At 70.6% G+C, this 12,008-nt stretch carries 10 protein-coding genes; all 10 read right to left on the bottom strand.

Annotated features, from left to right (window positions below):
* Positions 1–16 precede the first annotated feature (16 nt).
* The 10 genes from HGG74_RS05720 to HGG74_RS05765 all read right to left on the bottom strand — a co-directional run bounded on the left by HGG74_RS05720 (position 17) and on the right by HGG74_RS05765 (position 12,005).
* A complete protein-coding gene (locus tag HGG74_RS05720; RefSeq protein ID WP_168485376.1) occupies positions 17–2,098 on the bottom strand; it encodes a primosomal protein N' in 2,082 nt (693 codons plus the stop codon).
* A gap of 4 nt (positions 2,099–2,102) precedes the next feature.
* Positions 2,103–3,308, bottom strand: a complete 1,206-nt coding sequence (gene metK, locus HGG74_RS05725; RefSeq protein WP_312856754.1) for a methionine adenosyltransferase — start codon at positions 3,306–3,308, stop codon at positions 2,103–2,105.
* A gap of 88 nt (positions 3,309–3,396) precedes the next feature.
* Positions 3,397–4,629, bottom strand: coding sequence for a bifunctional phosphopantothenoylcysteine decarboxylase/phosphopantothenate--cysteine ligase CoaBC (gene coaBC, locus HGG74_RS05730; RefSeq protein ID WP_168485378.1), 1,233 nt, complete (start codon positions 4,627–4,629; stop codon positions 3,397–3,399).
* Positions 4,630–4,664: 35 nt separating this feature from the next.
* Positions 4,665–4,928 carry a DNA-directed RNA polymerase subunit omega gene (rpoZ, locus tag HGG74_RS05735; protein WP_168485379.1) on the bottom strand — a complete coding sequence of 88 codons (264 nt, stop codon included), beginning with the start codon at positions 4,926–4,928 and terminating at the stop codon, positions 4,665–4,667.
* A 29-nt stretch (positions 4,929–4,957) separates the two neighbouring features.
* The gene (gene gmk, locus HGG74_RS05740) at positions 4,958–5,530 is read right to left on the bottom strand and encodes a guanylate kinase (protein WP_168485380.1); all 573 of its coding nucleotides are present in this window, start codon (positions 5,528–5,530) and stop codon (positions 4,958–4,960) included.
* Positions 5,531–5,581: 51 nt separating this feature from the next.
* On the bottom strand, positions 5,582–5,908 hold the full coding sequence (gene mihF / locus HGG74_RS05745) for an integration host factor, actinobacterial type (protein ID WP_168485381.1): 327 nt from the start codon (positions 5,906–5,908) through the stop codon (positions 5,582–5,584).
* Positions 5,909–6,117: 209 nt separating this feature from the next.
* A complete protein-coding gene (gene pyrF, locus HGG74_RS05750) occupies positions 6,118–6,948 on the bottom strand; it encodes an orotidine-5'-phosphate decarboxylase (protein ID WP_168485382.1) in 831 nt (276 codons plus the stop codon).
* Positions 6,941–10,237, bottom strand: coding sequence for a carbamoyl-phosphate synthase large subunit (gene carB / locus HGG74_RS05755; protein ID WP_168485383.1), 3,297 nt, complete (start codon positions 10,235–10,237; stop codon positions 6,941–6,943). Before carB ends, pyrF begins: the two co-directional genes overlap by 8 nt.
* Positions 10,237–11,490, bottom strand: a complete 1,254-nt coding sequence (gene carA, locus HGG74_RS05760) for a glutamine-hydrolyzing carbamoyl-phosphate synthase small subunit (protein ID WP_168485384.1) — start codon at positions 11,488–11,490, stop codon at positions 10,237–10,239. The genes carB and carA overlap by 1 nt, the downstream gene beginning before the upstream one ends.
* An 8-nt stretch (positions 11,491–11,498) precedes the next feature.
* The gene (locus tag HGG74_RS05765) at positions 11,499–12,005 is read right to left on the bottom strand and encodes a PH-like domain-containing protein (RefSeq protein WP_168485385.1); all 507 of its coding nucleotides are present in this window, start codon (positions 12,003–12,005) and stop codon (positions 11,499–11,501) included.
* Positions 12,006–12,008: the final 3 nt, after the last annotated feature.

Raw genomic sequence — 12,008 nt, forward strand, 5'->3', positions numbered from 1 at the left:
AGTCGATGGGGGTTGGTCAGAGGAAGTCGAGGCCGTCGAGGCGGACCTGTACCGGATCCGGGGTGCGCTTGGCCGACAGCGCGGCCTTGCGGGTGCGCAGGGCCGCGGTGACTTCGGCTGCCTCCCGGTAGCCGAAGAAGATCAGCAGGCGGTGCAGCTCCGGCGCCGGCTGCCGGTCCTGGACCGGGACCGGGCCTACCAGCCGGGCCTGCGGCAGCGGCAGGTCCTGCAGGAACAGCTCGATGGCGGCCGGGGTGCCGGTCAGCGCGGCGATCCGCACCGCCGGAGGCAGCTGCAGCTCGCGGCGCAGGTCCAGCTCCCGCTGTGCGGCGCCGGCCGGATCCCAGCGCACCAGATGCCCGACGACGGCGTCGCTGTCCGCGGTGACGACGACGATCCCGCCGTCGCCGGCCGGACGAACCAGCGAGGCCGCGGCGAACCAGCGGCGCAGCGTCTGTTCCGAGGCCCGCAGCGATTCGCGGCTGAGCATGGCGTTGCCGTCCAGCAGCAGCGCGGCCGCGTAGCCGGCCTCGGCCACCGGCTCCGCCCCCGGAGTGGCCACCACCAGGGCCGCGCCGGGCCCGACCGTGTCCTTGACGTGCTCGCCGGCCGAGGAGACCACCGCCACGCCCGGGAAGGCACGCCCCAGTTCCTCGGCGGTCCTGGCCGCTCCGGCCACCGCGGCCCGCAGCCGGGCCGAGCCGCAGGCCGGACAGCGGTAGTCCGCCGCGAGCCGGCCGCACCAGCGGCAGGACGGAGCCGCACCCCGGCCGGCCTGTCCCAGCGGGCCGCCGCAGCCGGGGCAGCGCGCCGGGGTCCGGCAGTCCTGGCAGCTCAGCGACGGCGAGAAACCGGTGCGGGCCACCTGCACCAGCACCGGACCGCGCTCCAGCCCGTCGCGGGCCGCGCGCCAGGCCGCCTGCGGCAGCCGGGCACGGGCCAGCAGCGGGTCCCGCTCCTGCTCGAAGGAGTCGGCGGTGTTGACCACCCGCGGCGTCTGGGCGCGCAGCACCGGGCGTTCGCACTGGATGGGCCGGGCCCAGCCGTGCTGGATCAGCCGTTCGGCCTCGGTGCTGCGGGCCGTCGAGGCCAGCAGCACCGCGCAGCCTTCCTGCCCGGCGCGCAGCAGCAGCACCTCGCGGGTGTGCTGGTAGGGGGCGCGCTGTTCCACGTAGAGGTCGTCGCCGTCGTCGCACAGCACGATCAGCCCCAGTTCCTCCACCGGGGCGTAGGCGGCAGAGCGGGTGCCGACGGCCACCTGCACCTCCCCGTGCAGCAGGCGCAGGTAGTTGCGGTAGCGCGGCGTCGGGCCGTCCTCGGCGCTGAGCCGGACGTAGCCGGTGCCGCCGAGCGCCGCCGCCAGCGCGGTTTCCATCCGGGCCAGGTCGCGTGCGTCCGGCACAACCACCAGGGCGCCGCGGCCGCTGTGCACGGTGGCAGCGACGGCGGCGGCCACCTGCGCCGGCCAGCCGGCCGGCCCGTAGGACCGGTGGCTGGTGAGCACCGCGCGCGGGCACTCCCCCGCGGCCAGGTGGGCCAGAAAGGCCGCACCGCTGGGATAGCCGGCAAAGCAGGAGGCATCCACGGCCGGCAGCCCGGGAACTGCCGCAGATGCACCGCCGGCGCCGGCAGGATCCGGGCCGCGACCGGCGAACTCCTGGTCCACCCTGGCCACGCGCGGGGGCACGGCCGCGCGCAGCACGTCGCTGACGGTCCCGGCGTAGCGTTCGGCCACGGCCGTGGCCAGGCGCAGCAGCCCGGCAGTCAGCACCGGCTGCGGCGAGACCACCTTGGTCAGCGCGACCAGGCGCACGCCCTCGGCCGCCTCGGCCTTGCGCGCGGTGATGTAGCCGGGCAGTTCCTGGCTGCCGAAGCGGGCCTTGATCCGGGCCCCGGGCACGGCGGCCACCGACAGCTCTTCGGGCACCAGGTAGTCGAAGAACCGGTCCAGATGCGGCAGCGGGGACTCGACCAGCACCTGCGCGACCGGATCGTGGGCCGCTGCCGCCGAGGTGCCCCGCGGCCGCTTCGGCTGGCCGAAACCCTGCAGCAGGGACAGCTGGACGGGGTCCCCGGACTGCCCGGAGCCTGCAGCCATGGCCTCAGGCGTTGAAGTAGCTGCGCAGCGCCTCGGCCCGGTCGGTCCGCTCCCAGGTGAAGTTCTCGTGCTCGCGGCCGAAGTGGCCGTGCGCAGCAGTCTGCTTGTAGATGGGGCGCTTGAGCTGCAGGTCGTTGATGATGCCCAGCGGGCGCAGGTCGAACACTTCGTTGATGGCCGAGGCGATCTTCAGCGGGTCCACGGTTTCGGTGCCGAAGGTCTCCACGTAGATGCCCACGGGATGGGCCATGCCGATGGCGTAGGCGATCTGGATCTCGGCCCGGCGCGCCAGCCCGGCGGCCACCACGTTCTTGGCCACCCAGCGCATGGCGTAGGCCGCGGAACGGTCCACCTTCGACGGGTCCTTGCCGCTGAAGGCTCCGCCGCCGTGGCGGGCCATGCCGCCGTAGGTATCGACGATGATCTTGCGGCCGGTCACGCCGGCATCACCCACCGGCCCGCCGATGACGAAGTCGCCGGCCGGGTTGAGGATGTGGCGCACGCTGGAGATGTCCAGGCTGGACGTGGCGAGCACCGGCTCGATCACATGCCGGGCCAGATCGGCGCGCAGATGGTTCATTTCCACGCCCGCCTCGTGCTGGCTGGAAATCACCACCGTCTCCACCGACACCGGCTTGTCGCCGTCGTACCCGACGGTGACCTGGGTCTTGCCGTCCGGGCGCAGGTAGGGAACGGTGCCGTCCTTGCGCACCTCGGTCAGCCGCTCGGAGAGCCGGTGCGCCAGCCAGATCGGGGTGGGCATGTAGACGTCGGTCTCGTCGCTGGCGTAGCCGAACATGATGCCCTGGTCGCCGGCACCCTGGAGGTCGTACTCGTCCTGCTGGATGCCCTCGCGCGCCTCCACGGAACTGAACACGCCGGAAGCGATCTCCGGGGACTGCTGGCCGATGGAGACGGAAACGCCGCAGCGCGCGCCGTCGAAGCCCTTGTCGGCGGAGTTGTAGCCGATCTCCAGGATGGTCTCGCGGACAATCTGCGGGATTTCCACATAGCCTTCGGTGGTCACCTCGCCGGCCACATGGACCAGGCCGGTGGTCACCAGGGTCTCCACGGCCACCCGCGAATCGGGGTCGACCGTCAGGAGGGCGTCCAGGATCGCGTCCGAAATCTGGTCGCAGATCTTGTCCGGGTGACCTTCGGTCACGGATTCGGACGTGAAGAGCCGCAGATTGCTGTCAGTTGAAGTCACAAACATACCTTACTTGCTGCCGGGTGCTCCCGTGCCACGGGCTGTGGGTATCCGCAGGGCTTGCTGCCGGTGTTTGCTGCCCTGCGGGCTACCGGGGTTTGAGTTCGCTGCCGATCCGCTCGATGATGGCCGCCGCGGTGGCATCCTTGCTGCCGCTGACGGTGGCCGGTTCGCTGCCGTCCCGGTCCAGGATGGTGACGGTGGTCGTGTCCTGGCCGAAGACCAAGTCCTTGCCGACCTGGTTGAGCACCAGCAGGTCGCAGCCCTTGCGTTCCAGCTTCTGCTGCGCGTACTCAAGCACATCGGCCTCGGCGTCGCCGGTTTCGGCAGCAAAGCCGACGATCAGTTCCGGCCCCGCCTCCTGCTCGGAGCGCCGGGTCACCAGTTCGCGCAGGATGTCGGGATTGCGGACCAGGGTGATGACCGGATCGGCGGCGTCGTCCCGCTTCTTGATCTTGGTGCCTGCCGCCTCGGCGGGGCGGAAGTCGGCCACCGCGGCGGCCATAATCACGACGTCGGCGCCGGCGGCGGCCTGCAGGGCCGCCTGTCGCAGTTCCAGCGCGGTTTCCACCCGGGTCACTTCCATGTCCGCGGGCGCCGGGACCTCCATGTGCGCGGCGACCAGGTGCACCCGGGCGCCGGCGGCGGCGGCCGCGCGGGCCAGCGCCACGCCCTGCTTGCCGGAGGAACGGTTGCCCAGGAAACGCACCGGGTCCAGCGGCTCCCGGGTGCCGCCGGCGGTGATGACCACGTGCCGGCCCTCGAGGGGCAGCTCCGCGGTCCGGGCCGCCCCGGCCGGCAGCAGGTAGGGGGCGACGAAATCGAAGATCTCCGCCGGCTCCGGCAGCCGCCCGGGGCCGGTGTCCTTGCCCGTGAGCCGGCCCACTGCCGGTTCCATGACGATGGTGCCGCGGCCGCGCAGCGTGGCCACGTTCGCCGCCGTCGCCGGATGTTCCCACATTTCGGTGTGCATGGCCGGGACCATGACCACAGTGCCGCGGGCCACCAGCAGGGTGTTGGTCAGCAGGTCCGAGGCCAGGCCGGCGGCGGCCCGGGCGAGCAGGTCCGCGGTCGCCGGCGCGACGACCACGAGGTCGGCTTCCTGTCCCAGCCGCACATGGTTGACCGTTTCCACCGCGTCGAAGACGCTGTTGCTGACCGGGTTGCCCGAGAGCGCCTCCCAGGTGGCCCGGCCGATGAACTTGTCGGCGGCCTCGGTGGGAATGACCGTGACCTCGTGGCCGGCTTCCTTAAACAACCGGAGCAGGGATGCGGCCTTGTAGGCGGCGATTCCACCGCCCACTCCAAGTACGATCCGCATGCCTGCCCCGGGTATCCGTTCTGGGTGCTGTTCTGCTATTCGGCCGGCTGCTCGACAGGCTTGCTGACCAGCAGGCCCTCGTTGATCTCGCGCAGTGCGATGGACAGCGGCTTCTCGTTCAGGCGGGTGTCCACGAGGGGGCCGACGTACTCGAAGAGGCCCTCGTGCAGCTGGGAGTAGTAGGCATTGATCTGGCGGGCGCGCTTGGCGCCGAAGATCACCAGGGCGTACTTCGAGTCCGCCGCCTCCAGCAGGGAGTCGATCGGCGGGTTGATGATGCCTTCGAGGTTGGTCGACACAAATTCTCCAAAGTTCTGTGGGACGTGCGTCAGCGCTGGTGCGGGACCAGTCCCATCAATGACACGAGCTCGTCTGCTGCCCGCTTCACGTCGTCGTTGATGACGGTGAAGTCGAATTCCGGTTCGGCAGCAAGTTCCAGTTTAGCGGTTTCCAGCCGGCGCCGCTGTTCATCGGGGCTTTCGGTGCCGCGGCCGATCAGCCGGCGGACCATTTCGTCCCAGCTGGGCGGGGCCAGGAAGACGAAATTCGCCTCGGGCATGGACTGCTTGACCTGCCGGGCGCCCTGCAGGTCGATCTCCAGCAGCACGGACTTGCCCTCGGCCATGGCCTGCTCCACGGTGGAGCGGAGGGTGCCGTAGCGGTTGACTCCGTGCACCACCGCCCATTCGAGCATCTGGCCGGTTTCGACCAGCCGGTCGAACTCCTCCGGGGAGACGAAGAAGTAGTGCACGCCGTGCACCTCGCCCGGCCGCGGCGGCCGGGTGGTGGCCGAGACCGAGAGCCAGACTTCCGGATAGTTGTCGCGGATGTAGGTGGACACGGTGCCCTTGCCGACGGCGGTGGGCCCGGCAAGGACAGTCAAACGGGAAGTCGATGGCATGCCTTCAATTTACCGGGTCCGATCCGGCAGCCGGAAAATTGCCGGAAAGTGTCAGGAGGACGAGCCGCGTTCGAGCAGGTCGAGCAGGGCCTTGCGCTGGTGGATGCCCAGGCCGCGGACGCGCCGGGTGCGGGCGATGCCCACCGTGTCCATGATCCGGGCCGCGCGCACCTTGCCGACCCCGGGCAGGGACTCGAGCAGTTCGGCGACCCGGAGCCGGCCGATCGCCTCGACCGTCCGGCCGGCGTCGATCACCTGGGCCACGGTCGCCTGGCCCGACTTCAGCTTGGCCTTGACGTCCGCGCGTTCCGCCCGCGCCGCAGTGGCCTTCAGCCGGGCTGCCGTGCGTTCGCCGTCGGTCAGTGGTCGCAGGGTCACGTCGAACCTCCACATCGCTTGCGGCGTCCGCACCATATGGCGCGGATTACATCAGCCTGAACTGAACCTATCCGCTGGCCAGGCGGAAAATCAATGCTTGACCAGCGGCGATGGACCCGCTCCGCGGCGCTACCCCGCCAAAACGAGCGGCCCGGCCGCGCCCTTCCACGGGTGGAGAGGCGCGGCCGGGCCGCTCGGTGGGAAAGCTGCTAGCCGGCCAGGCCGGCCAGGGTCCGTTCGGCCGCCGCGCGCAGCCGGGCCGGGTCCGGTCCGGCTGCCAGGATGTCGCGGCTGGAGGTGCCCAGGACGTTCGCGTAGGCGGGACCGAAAGTGGCCGCCAAGTCCGCGCCGGTGGCCCCTTGGGCGCCCAGTCCGGGTGCCAGCAGGGGCCCGTTGACCGCCGCCAGGTCCAGGCCCAGGTCCGCAATCGCGGAGCCGACCGTCGCCCCGACCACCAGGCCCACCGACCCGAGCCCGGCGGCGGAACGGTTGTCCGCGGCCGCGGCGGCGGCGATCCGGCGGGCCACGGAATCCGTGCCGCCGGCATGCTGCACGGAGGCACCTTCGGGGTTGGAGGTCAGCGCGAGCACGAACACGCCGCGGCCGGTGTCCCGGGCCAGGTCCAGCGCCGGGCGCAGGGACTCGTAGCCCAGGTACGGGCTGAGCGTCACCGCGTCCGCGGCCAGGGCGGAACCGTCCCGCAGCCACGCGTCGGCGTAAGCTGCCATGGTCGAGCCGATGTCGCCGCGCTTCGCGTCGGCGATGGTCAGCACGGAGGCCGCGGCGGCCTCCGCCAGCACGCGCTCGAGCACGGCCAGGCCGCGGGAGCCGTGGCGCTCGTAGAGCGCCACCTGCGGCTTGACGGCGGCAACCTGCTCCCCCACCGCCTCCAGGACGGTGAGCGAAAAGCGCTCCAGGCCCGCGGCGTCGTCATCCAGGCCCCAGGACGTAAGCAGGCCCGGATGCGGGTCGATGCCCACGCACAGCTGCCCGTGCCGGTCCATGGCGCCCCGCAGGCGCTGCCCGAAGGGCTCAGCCATCGAGGACGGCCTTCAGGTTCTGCGCGTGCTCCTGCAGGCTGGTCACGTCCCACTCGTACTGGCGCATGGCCTCGATGGCCTGCACCGCGGCGCCGAACTCGGCCACGGTGGTGATCACCGGGGTGCCCACCGACGTCGCCGCGGCCCGGATTTCGTAGCCGTCGCCGCGCGCCTGGCCGCCGGAGGGGGTGTTCAGGATCATGTCCACAGTGCCGTCGGTGATCAGGTCCACGATGGTGCCTTCGCCGTCGGCAGCGCCCTCGCCGACCTTCCGGACCGTGGTGGTCTGGATGCCGTTGCGGCGCAGCACGTCGGCGGTGCCGCCGGTGGAGAGGATCTCGAAGCCCAGGTCGTTCAGGTGCTTCACCGGCATGATGATCGAGCGCTTGTCCCGGTTGGCCACGGAGACGAACACCTTGCCGGAGGTGGGCAGCGGGTTGTTGGCCGCGGCCTGGCTCTTGGCGAAGGCGGTATCGAAGTACTTGTCGATGCCCATGACCTCGCCGGTGGAGCGCATTTCCGGGCCGAGCAGCGAATCCACCACGGTGCCCTCCGGGGTGCGGAAGCGGCTGAACGGCAGCACTGCCTCCTTCACCGCCACCGGGGCGTTGACCGGCAGGCTGGAACCGTCCCCGGTCCCGGGCAGCATCTTGTACTCGGTGCGCAGCTGGTGGATGGTGACGCCGGTGCCGATCAGGGCGGCGGCCTTGGCCAGCTGCACGCCGGTGGCCTTGGAGACGAACGGCACGGTGCGGGAGGCGCGCGGGTTGGCCTCGATCACGTAGAGCACATCCGAGGCCAGCGCGAACTGGATGTTGATCAGGCCGCGCACGCCCACGCCCTCGGCGATGGCCAGGGTGGCCGCGCGGACCCGGGTGATCACGTCCGCGCCGAGGGTGATCGGCGGCAGCACGCAGGCGGAGTCGCCGGAGTGGATGCCGGCCTCCTCGATGTGCTCCATGATCCCGCCGACGTACAGGTCCTGTCCGTCGTAGAGTGCGTCCACGTCGATCTCGATCGCGTCCTCGAGGAAGCGGTCCACCAGCACCGGATGGTCGGGGGTGATTTCGGTGGCGTTGGCGATGTAGCGGGAGAGGTTCGCCTCGTCGTAGACGATCTCCATGCCGCGCCCGCCCAGCACGTAGGAGGGGCGCACCAGCACCGGGTAGCCAATCTCGTCGGCGATCTTCTTGGCCTGCTCGAAGCTGACGGCGGTGCCGTTCTTCGGGGCGATGAGCCCGGCGGCGTCCAGCACGCGCTGGAAGGCGCCGCGGTGCTCGGCCAGGTCGATGGCCTCCGGCGAGGTGCCCAGGATCGGGATGCCGGCCTCGGCCAGGGCCTTGGCCAGCTTCAGCGGGGTCTGCCCGCCCAGCTGGACGAAGACGCCGAGCACGCCGCCGCTGCGCTCTTCGGCAGCGATCACCTCGAGGACGTCCTCGAGGGTCAGCGGCTCGAAGTACAGGCGGTTGGAGATGTCATAGTCGGTGGACACCGTCTCCGGGTTGCAGTTGACCATGACCGTCTCGTAGCCGGCCTGGCGCAGGGCCATGGTGGCGTGCACGCAGCTGTAGTCGAACTCGATGCCCTGCCCAATCCGGTTCGGCCCGGAACCGAGGATGATCACGCTCGGCTTGGCGTGCAGCTCCACCTCGTCCTCCTCGTCGTAGGAGGAGTAGTGGTACGGCGTGTAGGCGGCGAACTCGGCGGCGCAGGTGTCCACCGTCTTGAACACCGGGCGGATGCCCAGCGCGTGCCGCACGCCGCGGACCACTGCCTCGGGTGTGTTGGTCAGCTTGCCGATCTGGGCGTCGGAGAAGCCGTGGCGCTTGGCCAGGCGCAGGATGTCCTCGGTCAGGGCCGGCGCGGTGCGGATCTGCGCGGCCACCTCGTTGATCAGCTGCAGCTGGTCCACGAACCACGGGTCGATGCCGGTGGCCTCGTAGACCTGCTCCACGGTGGCACCGCCGAGCAGCGCGCGCTGGACGTAGGCCAGCCGCTGGGTGGTGCCCACGCGGGACTTCTCCAGCAGGTCGGCGACCTCGAAGTCGTTGACCGGCTCGAAGCTGAGCTCGGCGTCGCGCTGCTCCAGCGAACGCAGCGCCTTCTGCAGCGCCTCGGTGAAGTTGCGGCCCAACGCCATGGCCTCGCCCACGGACTTCATGGTGGTGGTCAGCGTCGGGTCGGCCGCCGGGAACTTCTCGAAGGCAAAGCGCGGGACCTTGACCACAACGTAGTCCAGGGTCGGCTCGAACGAGGCCGGGGTCTTCTGCGTGATGTCGTTGGGAATCTCGTCCAGGGTGTAGCCGAGCGAGAGCTTGGTGGCGATCTTCGCGATGGCGAAGCCGGTGGCCTTCGAGGCCAGCGCCGAGGAGCGGGAGACGCGCGGGTTCATTTCGATCACGACGACGCGTCCGGTGTCCGGCTCGATGGCGAACTGGATGTTGCAGCCGCCGGTGTCGACGCCGACCTCGCGGATCACGGCGATGGCAATGTCGCGCAGCCGCTGGTATTCGCGGTCGGTCAGGGTCAGCGCCGGCGCCACGGTGATGGAGTCGCCGGTGTGCACGCCCACCGGGTCGAAGTTCTCGATGGAGCAGACCACCACGACGTTGTCGTTCCGGTCCCGCATCATCTCGAGCTCGTATTCCTTCCAGCCCAGGATGCTCTCCTCGAGCAGCACCTCGCTGGTGGGGCTGTACTGGATGCCGGCACCGGCGATGCGGCGCAGGTCCTGCTCGTTGTAGGCCATGCCCGAGCCCAGCCCGCCCATGGTGAAGGAGGGGCGGACCACCATCGGGTAGCCCAGTTCGCCGGCAGCCTTCAGCGCCTCGTCCATCGAATGCACGATGATGGACCGGGCGGACTCGGCGCCGCAGCGCTCGACGACGCCCTTGAACTTCTCGCGGTCCTCGCCGAGCTCGATCGCCTCGATGTTCGCGCCGATCAGCTCGACGTTGTACTTCTGCAGCACGCCCTTCTTGTCCAGGGCGATGGCGGTGTTCAGCGCGGTCTGGCCGCCCAGGGTCGGCAGCACCGCGTCGGGGCGTTCCTTGGCGATGATCTTCTCGACCACCTCCGGGGTGATCGGCTCGACGTAGGTGGCGTCGGCGAACTCCGGGTCGGTCATGATGGTGGCCGGGTTGGAGTTGACCAGGATGACGCGCAGGCCTTCTTCCTTGAGCACGCGCAGCGCCTGGGTGCCGGAGTAGTCGAACTCGGCCGCCTGGCCGATGACGATGGGCCCGGAGCCGATGACAAGGACGGACTTCAGATCTTCTCTCTTGGGCATTACTTGGCTTCCTTGGCGTCGGTGGTGGCTTTGGAGACGTCGGCGGCATCGGTCGCGCCCGGATGCTGCTTTTCAGCTGCCATCAGGTCGATGAACCGGTCGAAGAGGTAGGCCGAATCGTGCGGCCCGGCGGCCGCTTCCGGGTGGTACTGGACGGAGAAGGCGGGGATGTCCAGGCAGGCCAGGCCCTCCACGACGTCGTCGTTCAGGCTCACGTGGCTGACCTGGACCCGGCCGAAACGCTGCTCGGGCGCCGTCGTCGGGCCCTCGGTCGGGGCATCGACGGCGAAGCCGTGGTTCTGCGAGGTGATCTCGACCTTGCCGGTGCGCCGGTCCATGACCGGCTGGTTGATCCCGCGGTGGCCGTAGCGCAGCTTGTAGGTGCCGAAGCCCAGGGCGCGGCCGAGGATCTGGTTGCCGAAGCAGATGCCGAAGAAGGGCAGGCGGGCCTCGAGCACCTGGCGCAGCAGGCCTACCTGGGTGTCGGCGGTGGCCGGGTCCCCGGGGCCGTTGGACATGAAGACCCCGTCCGGGTTGAGGGCCCGGATCTCCTCCATGCCGGCGGCGGCGGGCAGCACGTGCACCCGGACGCCGCGCCGGGCGAAGTGCTTGGGCGTCATGGACTTGATGCCCAGGTCCAGGGCCGCGATGGTGAAGCGCGGCTCGCCCTCCCAGCCGTGGTCGGCCGGGTCGACCACGTAGGCCGCCTCGATGCTGACCTCCTCGGCCAGCCGGGCCCCTTCCATGGGGGCCTGGGCCTTGACCTCGGCCAGCAGGTCGGCCTCGGGGCGGGCGGCGGCCGCGCCGGAGAAGATGCCGGCCCGCATGGCGCCGCGTTCGCGCAGGTGCCGGGTAATCGCGCGGGTGTCCACGCCCTGGATGCCCACGATCCCCTGGGCCACCAGTTCCTCGTCCAGGCTGCGCTCGGAGCGCCAGTTGGAGGGCCGGCGCGCGGCGTCGCGCACGATGTAGCCGGCCACCCAGATGCGGCGGGACTCGGCGTCCTCGTCGTTCACTCCGGTGTTGCCGATGTGCGGGGCGGTCTGGACCACCAGCTGGCGGGCGTACGAGGGGTCGGTGATGGTTTCCTGGTAGCCGGTCATGCCGGTGGCGAAGACCGCCTCGCCCAGGGCCGTGCCTGCGGCCCCGTAGCTGCGGCCGCGGAAGATGCGGCCGTCTTCGAGGACCAGCAGTGCAGCGTTCGACGTCCCGTCGGAGGTGCCGCCGGAGGTGGATGATTGATTCTGGGTCACAGTGGTTCCTACTCTTCGTCCTGTGAAGCGGTCGGTACTAATGAAGTCAGGCGGGCCAGCAGCGGCCCCTTGTCCGCGGCATTGCGGGTGCGGAAGGCAGTGTCGACGCCGCGGTCCCCGAGCTGCCAGGAGACCACGGCCAGGCCGTCCTTCTCGACGAACTTGCCGATCATCCCGCTTTCGGTGCGCACGCCCGCCAGCTGCCGGCGGGGAATGTAGATGTCCGGGGCGCCGGTCCGGTCGATGAGCAGCCCGTGCGGGTAGATGCGCAGCAGGGCTTTGCCGCGCACGCCCAGGCCGTGCACGCCGATCCGGTCCAGCCAGTCCCCCGCGGTCGTGGTGACCACGTACTGGCCCTCGTACGCCTCCAGCGGCTGCCCCAGCTCCTGCGGGAGGGCAGGCAGCACGGCCACATCCTGCTGGCGCCGCAGCCGGCTGCGCCAGCCGGCGAACATCAGGCCGGCCAGGACCACGATCAGGGCGAGGGTCAGCAGCCCGGGACCGATCTTGTCCACGGC

Source organism: Arthrobacter mobilis (assembly GCF_012395835.1).
GTDB lineage: Bacteria > Actinomycetota > Actinomycetes > Actinomycetales > Micrococcaceae > Crystallibacter > Crystallibacter mobilis.

Coding starts and splice junctions, on each gene's coding strand:
- HGG74_RS05720 (WP_168485376.1), bottom strand. CDS start 2,098: ATGGCTGCAGGCTCCGGGCAGTCCGGGGACCCCGTCCAGCTGTCCCTG.
- coaBC (WP_168485378.1), bottom strand. CDS start 4,629: ATGCGGATCGTACTTGGAGTGGGCGGTGGAATCGCCGCCTACAAGGCC.
- gmk (WP_168485380.1), bottom strand. CDS start 5,530: ATGCCATCGACTTCCCGTTTGACTGTCCTTGCCGGGCCCACCGCCGTC.
- pyrF (WP_168485382.1), bottom strand. CDS start 6,948: ATGGCTGAGCCCTTCGGGCAGCGCCTGCGGGGCGCCATGGACCGGCAC.
- carB (WP_168485383.1), bottom strand. CDS start 10,237: ATGCCCAAGAGAGAAGATCTGAAGTCCGTCCTTGTCATCGGCTCCGGG.